The sequence below is a fragment of the Acinetobacter defluvii genome, assembly GCF_001704615.3.
GTDB lineage: Bacteria > Pseudomonadota > Gammaproteobacteria > Pseudomonadales > Moraxellaceae > Acinetobacter > Acinetobacter defluvii.
The window spans coordinates 690,178-711,155 of the sequence record NZ_CP029397.2 but is presented as its reverse complement, the minus strand read 5'-3'; the positions used below and the strand labels follow the sequence as shown (position 1 = coordinate 711,155).

Below are 20,978 nucleotides of genomic sequence, written 5' to 3'. Positions count from 1 at the left end.
ATAAGAATGAGCGCAATTCAATACGAAAAAAATGCGGATGGTATTGTTATTCTGACCATGGATTCTCCAAACCAATCTGCAAACACCATGAATGCAGATTTCCAAAAAGCATTGAATGAAACTGTTGAAAAATTAAAAGCAGACGCAGGTATTACAGGGATTATTTTCCGTTCAGCGAAAAAAACCTTCTTTGCAGGTGGTGATCTGGATGATTTGATTCAGGCCCGCCCTGAAGATGCAAAAGAGTTTTTTGATGTGGTTCAACTCATGAAAAAAGAGTTACGCTACATTGAAACTTTAGGTGTTCCTGTGGTTGCAGCACTGAATGGTACTGCACTAGGCGGTGGTTGGGAAATCGCACTCGGTTGTCATGCACGTATTGCTTTAAATGATCCAAAGTCTAAGTTTGGTTTACCTGAAGTGACTTTAGGCTTGCTACCAGGTGGTGGTGGGATCGTGCGTATGGTACGCCTACTTGGTTTACAAAATGCATTCCCATTCCTGATGGAAGGCAAGCAGTTTGGTGTCGACAAAGCCAAATCTTTAGGTCTAATCCATGACACGGCAGATTCAATTGACGAATTGATGGAAAAATCAATTGCCTGGGTCAAAGCCAATCCAAAATCACAACAACCATTTGATGTAAAAGGTTATAAAATCCCAGGTGGTGATCCGAAAACGCCTGCGGTGGCTCAGATTCTTGCGATTGCGCCTGCAATGCTGCGTGATAAAACCAAAGGTTGCTATCCTGCACCTGAAGCGATCATGGCTGCTGCGGTTGAAGGTGCGCAGGTCGATGTTGATACAGCACTGACCATTGAATCACGCTATTTCACTTACCTTGCAACAGGGCAAGTTGCGAAAAACATGATCGGGACATTCTGGCATGGTTTGAATGCGATTAAAGCAGGTGCAAGCCGTCCGAAAGATGTCGCGAAATGGCAAGCAACCAAAGTTGGTATCTTAGGTGCAGGCATGATGGGTGCAGGTATTGCTTACTCAACTGCGACTAAAGGCATCGCTGTTGTACTGAAAGATGTATCTGTTGAAAATGCAGAAAAAGGCAAAGCCTATAGCCAAAAACTCTTGGATAAAAAAGTTTCTCAAGGTCGTATGACGGCTGAAAAACGTGACCAAGTTTTAAACTTAATCACTGCAACTGCCAATGCTGAAGACTTAAAAGGCTGCGATTTGATTATCGAAGCGGTATTTGAAAATCAGGAACTCAAAGCCAAAGTGACCCAAGAAGCAGAAGCATTCCTTGCTGATGGTGGTGTATTTGCCTCAAATACCTCCACATTGCCAATCACAGGTTTAGCAAAAGCCTCTAAAGATGACAGAAACTTCATCGGTTTACACTTCTTTAGCCCTGTTGACAAAATGCCTTTAGTTGAAATTATCAAAGGACAAAACACCTCTGCTGAAACTTTAGCGAAAGCGTATGACTATGTTCAACAAATCGGCAAAACCCCAATCGTAGTCAACGACAGCCGTGGTTTCTTCACTAGTCGTGTATTTGGTACTTTCGTTAACGAAGGCTTACGCTTACTTGCTGAAGGCGTACACCCTGCCCGTATCGAAATGGCAGCGTTAAAAGCAGGTATGCCAGTTGGACCATTGGCGATTCAGGATGAGGTTGCATTGACATTGTCTGAGCACGTCACCAATGAAACCCGTAAAGCATTACAAGCTGAAGGTAAAGACTTACCACATTCTCCATCTGAAGATGTACTAAAAACCATGATTCATGAGTTTGGACGTAAAGGTAAAGCAGCAGGTGCAGGTTTCTATGATTATCCTGAAGGTGGCAAAAAACATCTTTGGGATGGCTTGAGCCATTGGAAGAAAGATGTTGATATTTCCGAGCAGGAAATGATTGATCGTATTCTGTTTGTACAATCACTCGACACATTACGTTGCTATGAAGAAAACGTATTGGAATCTGTGGTCGATGCCAACATTGGTTCGATCTTCGGGATTGGTTTTGCGCCGTGGACAGGGGGTGCGATTCAGTTCTTAAATCAATATGGTTTAGACAAAGCTTTAGCACGTGCCAATGAACTTGAGGCTAAATACGGTGAGCGTTTCAAAGCACCACAATTACTCAAAGATAAAGTGGCGAGTGGAAAAATTGACTGATTTTTAAATCTGTTGGGTGAATGAAAAGAGGCAAATAAGCCTCTTTTCTTTTATCTAGGTATTCATTTTTCGTGTAAACAACCATCATTTTATTAAGACTTTTCTTTGAAAAAATCGGAGATCATCATTTTTTGTGTTATAACATTACACGGATTCTCATTTTCTCAATTTGGAATACTCCCATGTCAAATGCTATTGAGTCTCAAAAAGTCGCTGATGAAAAGAAAGGTTGGAAAGGTCTTTTAGTTGCAGCAGTTTTAAGTGTTCTTTTTTTGGTTATTTTTTATTTAGCAATCGAAAATGAACCTGACTATATGCCAAGTAAGCAGCAAGAAACCAATCAAACTTCTTTTAAAAACTCACCTGTAATGTCAAAAGAAGCTTTGGCAGAAGCAGAAAAACAACGTTTAGCAACTACAGAATCTCAAGCTGCTGATACAGGTATGAAAAATATGCAGCAGGCTGCAACTGAAACTCACTCAGAACACAGCGCTCATTAAAATCAATATTAGGTTTTATCACTTCTTTATTGTCTATTGCTTGTGATAAAACCTCTTATATCATTTTAGTCAAGATCGCCATAAATTCTGAAAAATGATGTAAATTAGCATCTGCATATTTAGAAATAATAAAGTTGTAACTTTACTTACTCATTACAAAAAAATTATTTTGCTTAAATGTTCATATACATATCAACATGTGGAATACCACAATCTAAGTATGGATCTCCTCTCAGTTTAAATCCCAAATTTTCATAAAATCCAATCGCATAAACTTGTGCCGATAACTTTAAAAAATCTCTCTGTTCCGTCACTGCAACCGCAATAATATGTTGCATCAATTGCTGTCCAATGCCCTGTCCTCGATAATTTTTTAGCACAGCAACGCGCCCAATACTGTTATTTTCCAGTAAGCGTGCTGTGGAAATGGCTTGATTTTTATCGTACATCACGAAATGCAAACATTTTTCATCTTCTGCATCCCATTCGTCATTTTCAGCAATATTTTGTTCTTGGATAAATACCACTGTACGCACTTTTTTAGCATCTATTGCTAGATCATCCCAAGAACCGTTATGAATTGCATAATCTGGCATAATATCTCTTTCATGATTAATTAACATTTACAACCTATACCTTGCAGGTCCCATTGATCATTCAACAACAGTTCTAATGAGTGTTTTTGAATGCCATACATTTTTTTCAACTCTGCAATTTGTGCCAAAACTTGCTCATCAGGTCTAGTAAAGTTCTTTCGTTTGGTCGCCAAAATCATTTTATTTTTACTGGTATGTTCCAAAGCCACAAATTCAAAAACTTTGGTGTCATAGCCATAAGCATTTAAGAGTAATGCCCGAATGGTATCTGTGAGCATTTCCGCTTGCTGCCCTGCATGAATACCAAACTGCAACATTGGTGCAAGTACTGTTGGACTTTTTAACTGCGGACGTAATTCTTTATGACAACAGGGTGCACACATGATCATCTGTGCATTTAAACGAATTCCTGTATGAATCGCAAAATCTGTTGCGACATCACAGGCATGTAGTGCGATCATCACATCCAATTTTTCAGGCGCATAGGTGCGCACATCGCCTTGGAAAAACTCCAAATGCTTAAAGGCTGATGCTGTAGCTACGTTTTGGCAAAACTCAACCATTTTAGGATTTAGCTCAACCCCAGTGACATAAGGTGTTATTTGATTTTTCAGCAAATAATCATATAGTGCAAAAGTTAAATAACCTTTACCTGAACCAAAATCCACCACATGTAAAGCAGGTTCTGATTGTTCAATTTTCTCTAAAGCACCTGAAAATATTTCCACAAATTTATTAATCTGTTTCCATTTTCTTGCCATGCTTGGAATGATTTGCGCTTTGGCATCGGTAATGCCCAACGGCTGTAAAAAATAACTCTCTTGCTCAACATAACGCTGTTTCGCTCGGTCATGTTGTTCATTCACATTGGATTTTTTCGGTGCTGCTTTGCTATAGCTGAGTAAGGCTTTCTTTTTATTTTTTTTCAGTTGAATTTCTTGTGTATTCGTAAATAAATTAGCTTGTTTACATTGGACAAAATATTGCTGAATAACAGTTAAACTTTCATTGATTGGATAGTTTTTGGTGACATCTTGGGTTTTATAACGATATAGACAACTCATCATCTCTTGATTTTGTAGTGAAATAATACGAAAAGTCATTTTTTCTAAATGTTCTAATGCTCCTTTATATTGACTGAGTATCAATCGTTCAAAAGCTTGTGTTTCAATGGCTTGCTGTACAGCATTGATAAATTGTTGTTCTTGCTCGGACATCGAAGCCAACTGTGACATAGTGCAAACTCATATTGATACAAGTTACTATTTTAAATGTTCTTACTTTAAAGGTAAAACTCTATTACTATACAAATGTATTTTTAAGAAAATTACAATCATGACCTCAAATATTATTCACGTTTATGCCCCCCAAGAAGAACGTATAAATGCGATTAGTCATGCGATCGGTGCTGTTTGTGCTGCAATTGCTATGATTTTTATGCTAATCAAGGGTAGCTATTTACCTACTTGGCAATTTTTTGGTTTAGTGGTTTATGGTTTAAGCATGGTGTTGTTATTTTCAAGTTCTGCAATTTATCATTTTTCTGTCGATGAGAAAAAACGCCATTGGTATAAAAAATTAGATCATACCGCTATTTATTATTTGATTGCAGGGACATATACACCGTTTTTAGGTATCGCAATTCCTACAGCAAAAGCACATTATTTATTAATTGCACTCTGGGTAATTGCTGCTATTGGTACATTATTCAAGTTAGTTTTCATTCATCGCTTTCAAAAAATTTCGCTCATTGCATACTTGGTTATGGGATGGCTTGCTGTATTGGTCATGGACGATATGCAACGGTTTTTAAGTAGCGGTGCCATCAAATTATTGGTCGCAGGTGGGCTTGCTTACACCATTGGTGCATTGTTTTATGCCTTAAAAAGAGTAAGATATACCCATGCTATTTGGCACATCTTTGTGTTGATGGGTGCGGGATTACAATTCTTCGCAATCTATCTCTACGTTATCTAATCTTCACTTACGCATATATCAGCGACCCTGATCGAGTTGGTGTGGATTTATCTCGTTGTTTTTTTAAGAAATTACGCCTTTTTTAAAAAGATTACGCTTTAGAAAATTAATTTTTTACTTTTAAAAGTGTAAGGTCTACCATGGCGTCATCTAATATCACTGCGACTGACCAAGTTCAGCCGAATTCAAAAACGCGTGTCCTTTTTGCAAGCCTTGTAGGCACAACCATTGAGTTTTTTGACTTTTATATTTATGCAACCGCAGCAGTCATCATTTTTCCGCATTTGTTCTTTCCTGCAAGCACAGATCCAACTACTGCTACGATTCAATCTTTAGCGACTTTCGCCATTGCCTTTATCGCTCGCCCAATTGGTGCTGCTTTATTTGGACATTTAGGTGATCGTATCGGTCGTAAAGCCACATTGGTTGCAGCACTGCTAACCATGGGAATATCGACAGTATGTATCGGTTTGTTACCGACTTATCATCAAATTGGCATCATCGCCCCATTATTACTGGCACTTTGTCGTTTAGGCCAAGGGCTTGGGTTGGGTGGTGAATGGTCTGGTGCAGTGCTATTGGCGACCGAAAATGCACCTGAAGGCAAACGTGCTTGGTATGGTATGTTCCCTCAACTAGGTGCACCAATTGGTTTTATTTTAGCTACGGGTTCATTCTTAACTCTTAGTGCATTCATGTCTGAAGCGGACTTTATGCAATGGGGCTGGCGTATTCCCTTTATTGCCAGTGCTGCCTTGGTCATTGTCGGTCTCTGGATCCGTTTAAAACTTCATGAAACCCCTGCCTTCCAAAAAGTGTTAAATAAACAAAAAGAAGTAAATATCCCCTTTAAAGAAGTGCTGACTAAACATTGGGGAATGCTGATTTTAGGAACAATCGCAGCGATTTGTACTTTTGTGGTATTCTATTTAACCACTGTCTTTGCCTTAAACTGGGGAACGACAAAACTTGGTTATTCTCGTTCTGAGTTCTTAGAACTTCAATTATTGGCAACGCTTTGTTTTGCAGCATTCATTCCTCTTTCTGCGATTTTAGCTGAGAAATTTGGACGCAAAGCCACATCTGTTGGGGTGTGTATCGTTTCAGCATTATTCGGTTTGGTTTTCTCGAGTATGTTGGAGTCTGGAAATACCTTTGTCGTATTCCTATTTCTATGTACAGGTCTTGCGATTATGGGCTTAACTTATGGTCCAATCGGTACAGTACTGTCAGAAATCTTCCCCACCTCTGTACGCTATACGGGTTCAGCTTTGACTTTTAACCTTGCTGGTATTTTTGGGGCATCTTTTGCACCTTTGATTGCCACTAAACTGGCAACCACTTATGGTTTATATGCGGTGGGTTATTATTTAACTGCTGCCTCTATTCTTTCACTACTTGCGTTTTTAGCCATTCGTGAAACCAAAAATGATGATGTAAATAATCAGATTTAATGGTGTGATTACAAATAAAAAGCCTGCAAAATTTGCAGGCTTTTTATTTACTTTGAATATTTTTAAGTCAAATAGACAGTCATAAAAAATATCGAATTTCACGATCTTGTATAAAAATACTGTATTTCCTTTTCAACAATCCATCTAGATCTAGACTCAAGATCCTAACTTCAGCGTTGTTGCTGCTTTTCTTTGCTATTTGCAAAATAGCCATATTTGGTAGCAAAAAGTTCAGAAGATCATCCTTATCAGAGCCTTAAGCTCTAACATTTTAATATCAACTCAACTCAATAATATCAATGGTTGGCGGCACTCTAAAACGAAAGGGTACACCCACCATACCTGTACCCACACTGACAAAAACATCGGCATTTTCATGCTGATACAGACCACGTTTATGCCCAAGAATAGACACTTTTTTCATGACATAATTGGTTACCCAAGGCAACTCGACTTGCCCACCATGGGTATGCCCTGCCAACATCAGGGGACGAGATGCCAATTTAGGCACCATATCAACCGTATCAGGGTTGTGCGACAAAATCAGCCAAGGTTTATCTTGTGGTAATAATGGCATGCTGCGCATATCCGTTTTACCTGCCCACAGATCTCCAACACCAATTAAACGGAAATCCTCAAACTCAAGCATTTGCCCTTCGATGTCGATAACATTATTCACCTTTAAAGCATGTGCCAATAAGTCTTGAATCGGAGGACCTGGATATTGCTCATCATGATTGCCGTTGACTGAATAAATCGGTGCTTCTATATCTTTCAGCATAGCCAATTCTTCAGCCAATTTATTTTCAGGTTCATACGTCCAATCACCTGCTACGACCACAATATCAGGCTTTTGTGCATTAATTTTCTTCACGATGATTTTTAACTGACGTTCATGCCCTGAAAATAATCCAATATGTAAATCAGCGATTAAAGCGACTTTGAATGGCTTTTTAAATGCTTGCTCAGCACTCAATTTATACTGATGCGTATCTACCCGTACCAAATGTGGCTCAATAAAACGAGCATAGATCAATAAACACGACAATAAGAAAATAAAAACACTTTCATGTAATGAAAAATATTCGACCCAACCCGCATATAAACTAAAAAAGAACAACGGAAATAATAAATAAGACAGGTAGAATACCAACAAATGGACAAAAGACTTCAATGGATGAATGGTTTCAGTACGCGATTGACTAATCCAAGCTTGTGCAATCCCCCAAAGTGCAACAAAGGCAAAGCACACAAAAAAGTAAAAAATAATTGAATTTGTCATCCACATACGAAATCTCGAAAAAGGCGACTAGCGCCGATTAACTTTATTTATCTTTTGAAATTTGGCAATTATACTCTAGCTCTGTAAATTCTTAGATTAAATTATGACGCAAACCATCAATACGATACGACAACATCACCAATCACATAACAAACACAAGGTTTTTAATACAAAAAACTTGTTTCTCTGCACCGTGATCGTATTCGGTTTACCTGCCTGTAATACTTTACCTAAGCCACAGCCCACGACACCTGTATATGCCAAAGATATCAACACAGAACAAACCTCTTTGGCTAAAATTATTACGCCTTTAAAAGCACAAAATCCAGATTTAACTGGCTTTCACGTATTATACGATCCTTTTGATGCGATTGCGGCACGTATTCATCTCATTGATCGAGCTGAAAAAACTTTGGATTTACAATATTATATCTGGGACAATGACAAAATCGGTTCGTTGGCACTCTATAAAATTATCCAAGCAGCGGATCGTGGCGTCAAAGTTCGTCTATTGATAGATGATAACAATGCACAAAAGATGGAAGCTGTCTATTTAGCCTTAGACCAACATGCCAATATTGATGTAAAACTATTTAACCCCTATCGTTTTCGCTCGTTTCGCCCGTTGGAAATGGTGATTGATTTAAAAAGAATCAATCGTCGTATGCATAATAAAACTTTTACGGCAGACCAACAAATCAGTTTGATTGGTGGACGTAATATGAGCAACCAATATTACAATATCAGCGAGAACTATCAGTTCTCTGACGTTGATGTCATGTTAGTCGGCAAAGCAGTCGATGATATCAACCATTCTTTTGATGAATATTGGAACCACGAATACGCATTCCCTGTTCGAGATATTGTAAGTCATCAAAAATACACTTTACGTTATGAGAGTTTAAAAGAGCAATTAACCGAACATTATCAGGAAATTACCACACAAAATTATATGAATTTAAGTTCACATTCTAATGATTTTGAAAACTGGTTAAATCATCATATCCAACTCGACTGGGTCAAAGCTGAAGTGGTGAAGGACTCACCAGAAAAAATTAAAGCCAAAGCTAAAAAAGAACAACACCTCAACTTTCAAATGCTGACGTATTTAGAAAAGCCTGAAACGAGTGTGGATATCGTTTCAGCATATTTTGTACCCGAACAAGAGGGTGAAAAACGATTAATCGAACTGGCACAAAATGGTGTGCAAGTACGCGTTTTGACTAATTCATTTAAAGCCAACGATGTCGCTTTGGTGCATGCATTTTATGCCAAGTACCGAGAAAGCCTACTCAAAAATGGTGTGGAATTGTATGAGTTTTTGCCTGCAATTCCAGAAGAAGAACTGGATGAGAATATTAAAAAACTCTCGAAAGAAACCAAAATTAGTTTAAAAGGTTTAAGTCGTTCCAGTTTACATGCCAAGCTGATGGCGCTGGATGACAAACAAGTTTTTATTGGTTCTTTTAACTTTGACCCACGTTCTGCTAATTTAAATACGGAAATTGGCGTTATTTTAAATAGTCCACCATTAGCCCAAGCCGTACACTCTACAATGGATAAAAATCTGACCAAATATGCGTATAAGTTGGTATTAAATTCACAAGAAAAAATTCACTGGATTCGGACTACTCAGACTGAAATTCGTACCATTCGTAAAGAACCCAAAATGAAGTGGTGGCAAAAAGCAGGTGTAAAATTTATTTCATGGTTGCCGATCGAAGGTTTTATGTAAATACAAAAAATCTGATTGAGTTTTTCAATCAGATTTTTCATTTCTGAACAATTAAAATCAGCCTAAAACTTCTTTGTGTAATTCAGCTAAGCCTTCTTGCATTTGCTGCTGTACCAGTTTGGTTAATGATTCCACTGTATGTCCTTCAACAGAAATCGCAGGCAAGGCTTTTAAATGTGCGGTAACTTTCGGCATTTCTAGAACAGCCTGAACATGATCCACAAACGTAGTTTCACCAATAAATGGCACAACGCTATCTAGCTTACCTTCTTGATTGACATAGCAAATCACACAAGCTTGTACGGGTTTTTTGGCTTCAATCGCAGCGCCTAAGATACGACCATGGACTTTTTTAACTTTGGTACCATCTGTTGTGGTGGCTTCAGGAAAAAATAAAACGGGCACATCGTGCTTTAAAAACTCAGCAATCTGTTCACGAATACGAATCGAATCACCCGAACCTCGTTGAATAAATAAAGTCCCACCACCTTTTGCCAAAGTTCCTAAAATTGGCCATTTTTCAATTTCTGCTTTTGCTAAAAAGAAAATACGTGCACCCGACCCCAACACTGCGATGTCTAACCATGAAATATGGTTACTCACCCATAATGCGGGTTCTCGTGGAATTTCCCCATGAACATGTACATCGACATTAAAAACGTCAGCAAGACGACGACAAAAATACTGCACATAACGTGTGTTATTTGAATTATTTGGGTCTTTATACAATTGATGTCGGAAAACCAGATAAAAGCCTTCTGAAACGACACTGGTACCTTTGACCAGCTTTTTAGTATATAAAAACGTTTTCGAAAATAGATTTAATTTCTTTTTTGCGTTTGACGGTATTGTGGCATTTGTCTGTGGTTGAGGCATGGGGACTCACTAAACTGAATATTAGTCAAATTCATTTACATCTAAGTATATTGTATACAGATATACAGAAAGTTGCATTGATCATATAAACACAACAATTGCATAACTTAAGCTCATTTTTCTATACACGACATTGTATTAAAGTTTGTTGACCACATGAGTAAAAATGAAGCAAAAAGCATGATGTCACAAAGTAAACATGTGCATACTCCCCAGTATTCTCACTTTAAAATTCCATTTAACAAGCTCTTAGGTTATATCATTTTATACTGCGGAAGCTTGGTGTTTATGTCTAAAATATTTATTGCATTTCTTTGACAAGAATTGCACTTTTCCTCATAAATTACTCTAGAATGGCATTTAATCAATCTATTTGAGAGTCTAAATATCTGTGGAATATGTAAATCGAAAACAAATCAATGAATGTACCATCTTAGTCAGTGTTGCAGTTCAAATTTTAGATGATATTGATCAAGAAGAGTTTCGATTATTAGCCAAATCCGCAGGTGCAGAAATTTTAGAACATTTACATGTGCAACGCATAAAACCTGATCCAAAGTTTTTTATAGGTTCAGGCAAAGCCGAAGAAATCGCCCAAAATGTAGCTGATCTAGAAATTGAATTGGTTATTTTTGATCATGCGTTATCCCCTGCACAAGAACGAAATTTAGAAAATATTTTAAAATGTCGTGTGATTGACCGTACTGGTTTAATCTTAGATATTTTCGCCCAACGTGCTCGCACGCATGAAGGAAAATTACAAGTTGAATTGGCTCAACTGGATCACCTCTCTTCTCGCCTGGTTCGCCGCCACAGTAACTTAGACAGCCAAAAAGGTGGGATTGGACTGCGTGGTCCTGGTGAAACAATCTTAGAAACAGACCGCCGTTTATTGCGGATTCGCATGGATCAACTCAAAGATCGTTTAGAGAAAGTGCGTAAGACACGATTACAAGGTCGTGCAGCTCGACAAAAAGCGGATATTCCAACTGTGTCTTTGGTGGGTTATACCAATGCAGGAAAATCTACATTATTTAATATCTTAGCCAATAGCGACGTTTATGCTGCAGATCAATTGTTTGCCACACTAGACCCCACTTTAAGACGCTTAGATTGGGATGGTATCGGTAGATTAGTCCTTGCAGATACTGTCGGCTTTGTGCGCAATCTTGCCCATTCTTTAGTTGAATCCTTTAAAGCAACACTAGAAGAAACATTACAAGCCAGCTTATTGCTACATGTGATTGACTCAAGTAGTCCAGACATGTTGGAGCAAATAGAAGCCGTTGAAAACGTCCTCAAAGAAATTGGTGCCGATATCCCAACACTGCGGGTTTATAATAAAATTGATCAATCTGGCGAAGAACCTAAAATCATCTATGCACGTCCACATCAACCAGAGCGTGTTTATGTATCTGCACATACAGGACAAGGTTTAGACTTATTACGTCAAGCAGTTCAAGAATGTTTGATGGGGCAAATTCAAAGTTTTCAACTTGTTCTTAAACCTGAGTATGGAAAATTACGCACACAACTTTATGCGCTAAATGTGATTCAGTCTGAAAGCTATGATGAACAAGGACAATTGCTTTTAGTGGTAAATATCGCCCCGTATAAACTTGAGCAACTGATCAAACAAGCACATTTACCGATTGATCAAATTTTAGGTGAAAAAGCACACCAATTTACAAGACCTTTAGAAGAGTTTGAAATTCAGCGCTGAATGAGTTAAAACGTGAAAGATAAATTGAGTTGATTAAAAAATAGCATGGACTTGTTCAAAAACATTGATTGGCTGGCATGGATTTGCACCATTGCACTGATCATTTTCTTTCGTGAAGCTTCAGTATGGATCATGGGTCTGTTTCACCATCCTGAACTGGGAAATTTAACTGGTTTACTAAGCTTACTCATTGTTTTAGTGATCTGGCGTAGATTTAAAAAAATTCCACCTCGCTTAGTTGACACCAACAACAAATTAATGAAAGAAAGTGGTTTTGCTTTTCTACCCATTTGTGCAGGCTCACTGCTCATGTTGGTAAGTATGGGTAAAGAAATTCCTTTGTTCTTAGTAGTGATGTTTGTCAGTACCCTGATCCCTTTGTGGGTCTACGCAAAAATGGCAAAAAAATGGTTATAGGGAGATCATCATGCTCAGTGTGTTAACTGGTTTTTTAATCACTCTCATTGCTTATTTGGCTGCAAAACCTGTAAATAAAAGATTTCCTCAAGTACCTTTATTGGTCATTGCGATGTTCTTTGTGATTGGTATCTTAATGTTATTTAAAATTCCTTATGAACAATATAATACGCAAATGAACGGTATTTTTAGCCATCTTTTGGGTTATGTCACAGTAGCACTTGCCATACCTCTAGCAGCCATGCGTTATGATGATTTACCCATTAAATCAGTCGTGGGAATTTTAGTATTTGCTAGCATCAGTGCTGTAGCACTGCCTATGGGTTTAGCCTATCTATTACATATGTCTGAGCCGACCATCATGGCTTTTGCAACCCGTGCAGTGACTACACCCATTGCCATTAATATTGCAACACTGTTGCACTCACCTGTATCGTTAGTGATTTTGATCGTGATTTTATCAGGAGTAATTGGTGCTGCATTTTCTTCAATTATTCTACGTAATATCAATGATGAACGTGCATCAGGGTTGGCTTTGGGATTGGCGGCACATGCCATTGGAACGGCACAAGCATGGCAACGTGGTGCTGTTGCAGGTCGTTATGCTGCCTTTGGTATGGCAGTAAATGCTGTATTTACTGCAATTTGGTTACCTAGTTTTATTTTATTTATTCAATAATTCACTTAAAAAAGGTTGTTGATCTAACAATCTTTTTATCTTCAAATACGCATTCCATATTGCTAACAAAAAATGTCACTATTGTTAAAAATACGTGATGTAATTCACACTATAAAAATAATGTTTGCTCATGATTTAAATAATATGGCAAACTCATCATAATTAATGAACATTTGTACAATATCAAAAATTGCAATGTGAATGAGAAAACGTACTATGAAAAATGTATTTAAAATGCTTGCGGTGGGTACTTTAACCTGTATAAGTACAGCAATTTGTGCACAAGATATTATAGGCTCTTGGCAAAGTATTGATGATAAAACAGGCTCACCGAAAGGTATTGTAGAGATTAAGAAAGATGCGAACGGTACATACTACGGCATTATTACCAAAGTGACACCACGGGTCGGGTATCAACCGAAAGAATTATGTGTAAATTGTCCCGCACCTTATACCAATAAGCCTATTATAGGTATGAAAGCAATTACAAATCTGCAAAAAGTTAATGATTTTGAATATGATAAAGGCAAAATCTTAGATCCAAACACAGGACGTTTATATAGTTTAAAAGCAAAAATGTCGCAAAATGGCAGTAAACTTAATATTCGTGGTTATTATGGATTTTCAACTATTGGACGTAGCCAAACTTGGATCAGAGTTCAATAAAATGAGTGTGAACACGACCGATTTTATTTTATAAGTAGCATTTTAAGCGTCGTTAGTGAATCTAAATAAATAGACAAGGATGTCCAAATTTAGATAATAACACTTTAAAAATTAATATCGTTAACACATTTTTAACAGCCTTCTAAAACATTATTTTATTGTTCAAATAACAAATTTATTTGAAACTTTCATTACAAATAAGCGACTACAGCACTCACAACTATGGCTTGACCATTAGCTACTTTTCATGTTTTATGAATGCCTCATTGCATTTAATCTCATATCTTATTCACAGGGAAAGTAAGATGAAAACTCAAATAAAAATCGCAACATTCCTGCTGGGCTTTTGTATAAGTACATTGGCTTTAGCACAAGATATTTCAGGTATTTGGCAACAAATTGATGATCAATCTGGTGAGGCAAAGGCTCAAATTTCCTTTAAAAAAGATAGTGTTGGAAGATATACAGGTACGATTATCAAAATCACACCAAGACCAGGTTATACTCCCAAAGAGCTGTGTGTAAACTGTCCTGCACCTTATACCAACAAACCTGTGCTTGGTCTAAACATTATTACGGGACTTAAGCATATTAAGGATAAAGACTATGATCAGGGCAAAATCCTTGATCCTTTAACTGGTAAGACGTATAACCTTAAAGCCAAATTAAATCAAAATGGTAAAATTTTAAGATTAAGAGGTTATTTAGGTACTGCGGTTTTAGGGCGTAGTCAAACCTGGATCCGTGTTGAATAATTTTCTAGGTTTATTAATGTAAGTACCTCATGTTTAATTCTAAACTGTATGCTAGATCGTTCTGCCAATACAAAATTTACAAATCAGTAAAGTATTTTCAATACTTACTCAGATTTAAGTTTTAGGCAAAATAGCTAGCATACTTTTTAAAGCAACTCTTGAACGAGAAATAAAATTTTATAGTAAAGTCTTTGGTTGATATTTACAGAAGTCGAAGGCTTACCAACTGAATACATCAAATCAAAATAACTAATATGTACGGAAGTTTACTCCAACGCTGATCAAACTTTAGCGATGTATTATGGAAATCAATACATTTACCTGTTCTTTTAAAATTATCGATTTGGGTCAAAGACTGAAAAATAAATAAAGCGTGATATTTTTAGGAAAAATCACACACTAAAATCTAGAATAATGTATTTTTATCATTTGATTAACTTAAAATAAAATTGGTAATCCCGAATAATGAAATGCCCAAAATGTAATTCATCCATTTTAAATGAAAATATCAACATTCAAGACAATATTGCAAAATGTATAAGCTGCGAAAATGTATTTAAAGCATCTGAAGGCTTAGATACGTCTGACTCAAAATTTCAAATTAATCAACCTCCTCATGGTGCTTGGTATGAGCCCCAACCCAATGAAGTCATTGTAGGTGCAACCACACGCAGTGCTGCTGCCTTATATTTGATTCCATTTACTTGTGTTTGGGCAGGATTTTCACTTGGTTCAATTTATGGATCACAAATTGCCAATCATGAATTCAGTTTATCTGATTCCCTCTTTGGTATTCCTTTTCTGATCGGAACATTGTTTATGTTGAGAATGATCTTAATGAGTGTATTTGGGAAAGTGGAAATCCATGCTAATCGTGAAGGTGGAGTTATTTTTACAGGCGTTGGCTCAATTGGACGTAAAACAGAGTTTCTATGGCGTGATATTTCAAATATTCACAGTGGTACGACACGCCCAATCTTTCAACGCTATGACCAAGAAGCTATTGTAATGGAAGGGAAAAGTTCAATTACCTTTGGTGAGTCTTTAAACGATGAACGTCAATATTATCTTCTCAATGCTTTAAGGAAAATGAAATCTCAGTATCGTTAAATCAATCAAGTACTCATTTATCCAGATTGTTCAAAAGTTGAATGCACTTCATCATATGTAAAGCGCAATTCAGGCATTGTTTCACTCTAAAATATGCTAAGGTTATTATGGCTATTTTTCCTGTTTGAGTTCACATGACTGTACGTTTTTTTCATACTTCGGATTGGCATTTAGGGCAATTTTTCTATCACCATTCTCGTCAGTACGAACATGAACAATTCCTCGCATGGTTACTTGAACAAATTAAAGCCAAACAACCCCATGCCCTGCTGATCGCAGGAGATATCTTCGATGTGATCAATCCTGCATCCAGTGCCCAAAAACAACTTTATCAATTTCTCGCAGATGCACATGCACTTGCACCGCACATGCAAACCTTAATGATTGCAGGCAATCATGATTCTGGTTATCGCATCGAACAAGTTGAACCTTTACTTGAAAAATATAATGCAAAAACAGTCGGTGTGATTCATAAAAATGCTGAAGGTGATTTTGATTTAGATCGTTTAATTGTTCCAATTTATGATGAAAATAAAAATATAGTAGCTTGGTGCTTAGCGCTGCCCTTTTTGCGTCCTGCGGAAATTACCGGGTTTAATGAACAAACCACCAACAGTCAAAATGCCATTGCCTATTTACATCAACAACTTATTGCTGCAGCCAAACAACGCAAAACAGATGATCAAGCACTGATTTTAATGTCACATGCCCATATGCAGGGGGGAGAAACCTCTGACTCTGAACGTCCTATCATTATTGGTAATGAAGAAGCGTTGTCCACTGCATTGTTTGATGATGTGATTGACTATGTGGCACTTGGTCATTTACATAAACCGCAAAAAGTAGGACAAACACATATTCGTTATAGTGGTTCACCGATTCCCTTGTCATTTAGTGAAATAAATTATAAACATCAGATTGTTGAAGTGACAATTGATCCAGCAAAAAACGATGAATTACGTTTTCAATATGAAGCGATTAGCATTCCTCGCAGTATCAAACTGCATAAAATCAAAGGCGAACTAAATGAGGTTTTCACCCAATTAAGAGGCTTAGAAAGCGGTGAAATTACCGAAATTGATCAACGTGAATATGTCGATATTGAATACCATACCGATGTCCCACCACAGCCTAATCTAAGACAACAATTCGAAGATGCATTGCCTACAAATCGCTATCGTTTAGTGCGTATTTCTCGTCAGTATTTCGCAATAGAAAAAGATGCAGATGACACAGTTCAAGTCAGTTTAGAACCACCAACACCTGAAAAACTCTTCCAACAAATTTGGGAGAAAAATGGTTATGCCAATGATGATGCTGTACTGAAGGACTTTTTAAGCTTGGTTCATGAAGCCGAAAAATCACTTGAAGATGAGCATAAAGGTTAAGAATTTGTCATGAAAATTTTATCTATCCGTTTAAAAAACTTAGCATCTCTTTCGGGTGAGCATTTTATTGATTTTGAATCTGAACCTTTGGCTTCAGCAGGCTTAGTGGCGATTGTTGGAAAAACAGGTGCAGGCAAGTCCACTATTTTGGATGCGATGTGCCTTGCTCTTTTCAACAAAATTCCACGCCTAAAAGATAGCGATGGCAAACTACAAGATATCGATGGTTCAGAACTTTTAACCAACTCACCTTTAACTGTTTTACGTCGTGGCACTGCACATGGTTTTTCGGAACTGACTTTTATTGCACAAGATCAAAAACATTATTTGGCTCGTTGGGAGTTGAAACGTTCACGTGAAAAAGCCGATGGTAAATTACAAAGCGTACAACGCTATTTAAAATGTCTTACAGATGGCGTGGTCGTTGCAGATAAAGCCAAAGCCGTTGATAGTAGTATTTTTAAAATCACGCAATTGAGTTTTGAGCAATTCACACGTGCGGTACTTTTAGCGCAATCTGAAGTCACGGCATTTTTAAAAGCACGTGACAATGAACGGGGTGAATTACTTGAATATTTAACCAATTCTTCTATTTTTGCCAAAATTGGTCAATTGGCTTTTGAACGCACTAAAGCTGTTGCCCTTAAACGCAAAGAGCTTGAAAATTTACTTGGTCATGTCGAAGTGCTCTCCGATGAAGCAGTAGCGGAACTTCATACACAATTTCAAAATGTCGATACAGATTATAAAAAGTTAGAAGCGAAAAAATCTCAACTGGAAAAACAACAGCAATGGTTTGAACGTAAACAAAAGTTTGATCAAGAGATTATTCTAAAACAAAGCAGTGTTGATCAATATTTAAATGAGCAACACAAATTAGCCTCTGAACGCGAACGTCTAAATCGTTTAGAAATATTCTCTGAAATTCGTTCAAACGTGTTTCAACAACAACAATTTCTCAAAACAGAACAAGCCCTTGCACCACAGATTCAACAGCAACAACAAGTTTTTAATGATCTGGCTGCCGTATTTGAAACACAAAAAACTCAATATCTGCAAGCAGAAACAGCACTTACTGAAATTCAAGATTTTGAAAATAAAAATCTTAGCGCTATTCATCAGGTGCGAGATTGCAATTCAGAACGTGAACGAATTGGCGTTGAATTTAATCAAGTAAAGAAAAAACTATTGGATTTAGTACAAGCTCAACAACCTTTAACTCAGCAAAAGCAACAACTTGACCAACAGATTCAGCAGATTCAAGGAAAACAAGAACATGTCAATACGGAGCTTTTAGCTACACAACACTTTACAGACTTAGATAAAGGACTATCGGCTCATTTACAACAATTATCAAAATTTATTCAGCATTATCAAAATATTGAAAATCAAATCGGCTGCACCCTAGATGCTGAATATAAGCTTAATCTTCAAAAAGCAGAATTACAGCAATGCATTGCACACGTTGGAACGCTTGATCAACTAGAAAAACAACTAGAACAAGTACGACAACAACGTGAATTAAAACTTAATCACCACAATCAATTGGGTGTAATTCAACAAAAGCTTAATCAATACTTTGAGCTACAAAGCGAATCTTTACACATTCAAGAAAAATTAGACTATCTCACAGCACAGTTACAGCAAACCGAAAAAAGTACTTTAATTGCGGAACAAGAATTTCAATCGAGTAAAGACGCACGTCTCAAACTTCAAGAAGTTTTGCAACAACAAAGACTTTTACATGCTGAAAATGTAGAAAATTTACGTGCAGAACTTACAGAAGGTGAACCTTGTCTGGTTTGTGGTAGCACTTCACACCCATATAAAAAGGATGATTCAGTTGTATCTAAAGCCCTATTTGAATTACAACAACAGCAGCAGCAACATGCACTAAGCAAAGAACAAGAAGCCTTAAAAATTTGGCAACAACAGCAACAGCAACAAACCAAACTCAATACGGAATTAGAACAATTCAAAACTGCACTAAAAAATAGTGTGGAGAAAACAAAAGCAATTGCAAAAATATTGCGAGAACAATGCAAAACTGAACAAATAAACTTAAATTTAGACCAAACACAAACTGAAATTTCAAAGCAATTTGAACAAATCAGTCAGCAAAATCAAATGGACTGCCAGCATTTTGAAGCTCAAATTAACCAATTCATTTTACATCTAAAAGCACAACAGCAATTAACACAAGATATTCAGCAGGCTGAACATTTACTACAAAATGCACAAAACCTACAGCAAAATGTTTCACATATTATTGCTTGTTTAACAGATGCTGAAAAATTGCAATGGCAACAAAAAACCACCTTTCAAGCTCAACATCTGTATCAACAACTTGAGCAGCGATTTCAACAATTAGAGCAATTAGCACAGTTAAAGTTGCAACTCGACCAAACCTCGCAGCAATTACATTCGGCCATATTAAACTTAGAAAATGCAGCGAAACACATTGCTGAAACACAAGAAAATTTAAATACCATTAAACTGAAAGGTCAAAAAAATACAGAAAAAGCCAATCAATTAATTTTAGCCATGACAGGATTAAGGGATGTTAAACCGAATGAATGGTTGGCTAAACATGATACAAAACGTCAGCAAATTCAATCGCAATATCAACAGCACAAGCAACAGTTTGATCAATCTCGCACCGAATTTGAACAGCAAAAAAGTCGTTTAGAGCAGTTACAAGCGCAGCAACGACAAAGTCAGCATAATTTAAACCAAGTTAACAATGTGATTCAAAATTGGTTGGACGCTCATACTGATTTTCAAGCCTCTGATTTAGCAGAATTGGCTCAAGTCAGTCCCGCGCAAGAACAACAAATCCGTCAGCAATTACAAGATATTGAACGTCTACTACATGAAGCAAAGTCTGCTTTAAAAACCATTCAAGCACAATTGGCTGAACACGCTTTGCAACAGCCTGAACTTGATTTTAATCAATTAAAACACGTGATGCTGGAGAATGCAGAATCCTTAAAAACCCAATCTGAGCTTCGTGATCAAATTAAAATTGAGCTTGCCAAACACCAAAGTAACTTACAAAAGCAGAAACAGTTTGCAGATGAAATTTTGCACATTCAGCAAGAAGAACACCGTTGGAGTAAGATTTCAGGCTTGATGGGAGATGCAACAGGTAAAAAATTCCGAGACTATGCGCAACAATTTAACCTTGATATTTTACTGGAACATGCTAATCAACAATTAACGATGTTGTCACAGCGTTATACTTTAAAACGTTTAGAAAACTCTCTAAGTTTAGCCATTATTGACCATGATATGGATGGCGAAACCCGTTCAGTCGCCTCACTTTCGGGAGGTGAATCTTTCCTCACAGCGCTTGCCCTCTCTTTGGCAATTGCCAATATGGCATCAGGTTCGATGAAAATTGAATCACTGTTTATTGATGAAGGTTTTGGTACTTTGGATGCATCATCTTTACACATGGTCATGAATGCACTGGATCAATTACAAAATCAAGGACGTAAAGTTGTACTGATTTCCCATATTCAGGAAATGCATGAGCGAATTCCTGTGCAAATTCAGGTTAAACCATTAGGTGCGGGTGCAAGTACCATTGAAGTGGTGAGTTAACAAATACTTTAAGTTATAAAAGCAGCGTTTTCTATCTGCTTTTATAATATTTTTTTCATAGATTTTTCTTTTATC

The 20,978-nt window shown here is 37.1% G+C and carries 17 protein-coding genes; 13 read left to right on the top strand and 4 right to left on the bottom strand.

Translation table 11 applies throughout. From position 1 onward, the window contains the following. Positions 1-6 precede the first annotated feature (6 nt). The gene (locus DJ533_RS05760) at positions 7-2,139 is read left to right on the top strand and encodes a 3-hydroxyacyl-CoA dehydrogenase NAD-binding domain-containing protein (protein ID WP_065994341.1); all 2,133 of its coding nucleotides are present in this window, start codon (positions 7-9) and stop codon (positions 2,137-2,139) included. Between the two features lie 182 nt (positions 2,140-2,321). Continuing rightward, positions 2,322-2,639 (top strand): hypothetical protein, encoded by a 318-nt coding sequence (locus DJ533_RS05755; protein WP_065994340.1) that lies wholly within the window; start codon positions 2,322-2,324, stop codon positions 2,637-2,639. 173 nt (positions 2,640-2,812) lie between these two features. Here the strand turns inward: DJ533_RS05755 and DJ533_RS05750 are convergent, their stop codons facing one another. Beyond that, entirely contained in the window at positions 2,813-3,235 is a 423-nt protein-coding gene (locus tag DJ533_RS05750) for a GNAT family N-acetyltransferase (RefSeq protein WP_065994370.1), read from the bottom strand. A 20-nt stretch (positions 3,236-3,255) separates the two neighbouring features. Further along, positions 3,256-4,470 (bottom strand): class I SAM-dependent methyltransferase, encoded by a 1,215-nt coding sequence (locus DJ533_RS05745; RefSeq protein ID WP_065994339.1) that lies wholly within the window; start codon positions 4,468-4,470, stop codon positions 3,256-3,258. A gap of 100 nt (positions 4,471-4,570) precedes the next feature. Between DJ533_RS05745 and trhA the strand changes: the two genes are divergently transcribed. Together trhA and DJ533_RS05735 are read left to right on the top strand one after the other, a co-directional pair. After that, a complete protein-coding gene (gene trhA / locus DJ533_RS05740) occupies positions 4,571-5,212 on the top strand; it encodes a PAQR family membrane homeostasis protein TrhA (RefSeq protein ID WP_065994338.1) in 642 nt (213 codons plus the stop codon). Between the two features lie 140 nt (positions 5,213-5,352). Next, positions 5,353-6,666: an MFS transporter gene (locus DJ533_RS05735; protein ID WP_065994337.1), complete on the top strand. Its 1,314-nt coding sequence runs from the start codon at positions 5,353-5,355 to the stop codon at positions 6,664-6,666. A gap of 277 nt (positions 6,667-6,943) precedes the next feature. Here the strand turns inward: DJ533_RS05735 and DJ533_RS05730 are convergent, their stop codons facing one another. After that, positions 6,944-7,954 (bottom strand): metallophosphoesterase, encoded by a 1,011-nt coding sequence (locus DJ533_RS05730; RefSeq protein WP_065994336.1) that lies wholly within the window; start codon positions 7,952-7,954, stop codon positions 6,944-6,946. Positions 7,955-8,051: 97 nt separating this feature from the next. On the opposite strand from DJ533_RS05730, the gene DJ533_RS05725 reads away from it, so the two are divergent. Further along, entirely contained in the window at positions 8,052-9,683 is a 1,632-nt protein-coding gene (locus DJ533_RS05725) for a phospholipase D family protein (RefSeq protein ID WP_065994335.1), read from the top strand. A gap of 57 nt (positions 9,684-9,740) precedes the next feature. Here the strand turns inward: DJ533_RS05725 and DJ533_RS05720 are convergent, their stop codons facing one another. Then, complete coding sequence (locus DJ533_RS05720) at positions 9,741-10,559, bottom strand: lysophospholipid acyltransferase family protein (RefSeq protein ID WP_065994334.1); 819 nt, start codon at positions 10,557-10,559, stop codon at positions 9,741-9,743. Between the two features lie 391 nt (positions 10,560-10,950). On the opposite strand from DJ533_RS05720, the gene hflX reads away from it, so the two are divergent. The 8 genes from hflX (at position 10,951) to DJ533_RS05680 (ending at position 20,903) form a co-directional block, all read left to right on the top strand. Next, the gene (hflX, locus tag DJ533_RS05715) at positions 10,951-12,282 is read left to right on the top strand and encodes a ribosome rescue GTPase HflX (protein WP_065994333.1); all 1,332 of its coding nucleotides are present in this window, start codon (positions 10,951-10,953) and stop codon (positions 12,280-12,282) included. Positions 12,283-12,327: 45 nt separating this feature from the next. Beyond that, positions 12,328-12,699, top strand: a complete 372-nt coding sequence (locus DJ533_RS05710; RefSeq protein ID WP_065994332.1) for a hypothetical protein — start codon at positions 12,328-12,330, stop codon at positions 12,697-12,699. 10 nt (positions 12,700-12,709) lie between these two features. Further along, on the top strand, positions 12,710-13,378 hold the full coding sequence (locus tag DJ533_RS05705) for an LrgB family protein (protein WP_065994331.1): 669 nt from the start codon (positions 12,710-12,712) through the stop codon (positions 13,376-13,378). Positions 13,379-13,579: 201 nt separating this feature from the next. After that, positions 13,580-14,044, top strand: coding sequence for a DUF2147 domain-containing protein (locus DJ533_RS05700; protein WP_407647727.1), 465 nt, complete (start codon positions 13,580-13,582; stop codon positions 14,042-14,044). Positions 14,045-14,349: 305 nt separating this feature from the next. Then, positions 14,350-14,799 carry a DUF2147 domain-containing protein gene (locus tag DJ533_RS05695; protein WP_065994330.1) on the top strand — a complete coding sequence of 150 codons (450 nt, stop codon included), beginning with the start codon at positions 14,350-14,352 and terminating at the stop codon, positions 14,797-14,799. 465 nt (positions 14,800-15,264) lie between these two features. Next, the gene (locus DJ533_RS05690) at positions 15,265-15,909 is read left to right on the top strand and encodes a hypothetical protein (RefSeq protein WP_065994329.1); all 645 of its coding nucleotides are present in this window, start codon (positions 15,265-15,267) and stop codon (positions 15,907-15,909) included. 134 nt (positions 15,910-16,043) lie between these two features. Next, positions 16,044-17,297 (top strand): exonuclease SbcCD subunit D, encoded by a 1,254-nt coding sequence (locus tag DJ533_RS05685; RefSeq protein ID WP_065994328.1) that lies wholly within the window; start codon positions 16,044-16,046, stop codon positions 17,295-17,297. Between the two features lie 9 nt (positions 17,298-17,306). Further along, on the top strand, positions 17,307-20,903 hold the full coding sequence (locus DJ533_RS05680; protein ID WP_065994327.1) for an AAA family ATPase: 3,597 nt from the start codon (positions 17,307-17,309) through the stop codon (positions 20,901-20,903). The last annotated feature ends 75 nt before the right edge of the window (positions 20,904-20,978 follow it).

Excerpts from the sequence above, each read along its gene's own strand:
- DJ533_RS05760 (WP_065994341.1), top strand. The coding sequence starts at position 7 with ATGAGCGCAATTCAATACGAAAAAAATGCGGATGGTATTGTTATTCTG.
- DJ533_RS05755 (WP_065994340.1), top strand. The coding sequence starts at position 2,322 with ATGTCAAATGCTATTGAGTCTCAAAAAGTCGCTGATGAAAAGAAAGGT.
- DJ533_RS05750 (WP_065994370.1), bottom strand. The coding sequence starts at position 3,235 with ATGCCAGATTATGCAATTCATAACGGTTCTTGGGATGATCTAGCAATA.
- DJ533_RS05745 (WP_065994339.1), bottom strand. The coding sequence starts at position 4,470 with ATGTCACAGTTGGCTTCGATGTCCGAGCAAGAACAACAATTTATCAAT.
- trhA (WP_065994338.1), top strand. The coding sequence starts at position 4,571 with ATGACCTCAAATATTATTCACGTTTATGCCCCCCAAGAAGAACGTATA.
- DJ533_RS05735 (WP_065994337.1), top strand. The coding sequence starts at position 5,353 with ATGGCGTCATCTAATATCACTGCGACTGACCAAGTTCAGCCGAATTCA.
- DJ533_RS05730 (WP_065994336.1), bottom strand. The coding sequence starts at position 7,954 with ATGTGGATGACAAATTCAATTATTTTTTACTTTTTTGTGTGCTTTGCC.
- DJ533_RS05725 (WP_065994335.1), top strand. The coding sequence starts at position 8,052 with ATGACGCAAACCATCAATACGATACGACAACATCACCAATCACATAAC.
- DJ533_RS05720 (WP_065994334.1), bottom strand. The coding sequence starts at position 10,559 with ATGCCTCAACCACAGACAAATGCCACAATACCGTCAAACGCAAAAAAG.
- DJ533_RS05710 (WP_065994332.1), top strand. The coding sequence starts at position 12,328 with ATGGACTTGTTCAAAAACATTGATTGGCTGGCATGGATTTGCACCATT.
- DJ533_RS05705 (WP_065994331.1), top strand. The coding sequence starts at position 12,710 with ATGCTCAGTGTGTTAACTGGTTTTTTAATCACTCTCATTGCTTATTTG.
- DJ533_RS05700 (WP_407647727.1), top strand. The coding sequence starts at position 13,580 with ATGAGAAAACGTACTATGAAAAATGTATTTAAAATGCTTGCGGTGGGT.
- DJ533_RS05695 (WP_065994330.1), top strand. The coding sequence starts at position 14,350 with ATGAAAACTCAAATAAAAATCGCAACATTCCTGCTGGGCTTTTGTATA.
- DJ533_RS05690 (WP_065994329.1), top strand. The coding sequence starts at position 15,265 with ATGAAATGCCCAAAATGTAATTCATCCATTTTAAATGAAAATATCAAC.
- DJ533_RS05685 (WP_065994328.1), top strand. The coding sequence starts at position 16,044 with ATGACTGTACGTTTTTTTCATACTTCGGATTGGCATTTAGGGCAATTT.
- DJ533_RS05680 (WP_065994327.1), top strand. The coding sequence starts at position 17,307 with ATGAAAATTTTATCTATCCGTTTAAAAAACTTAGCATCTCTTTCGGGT.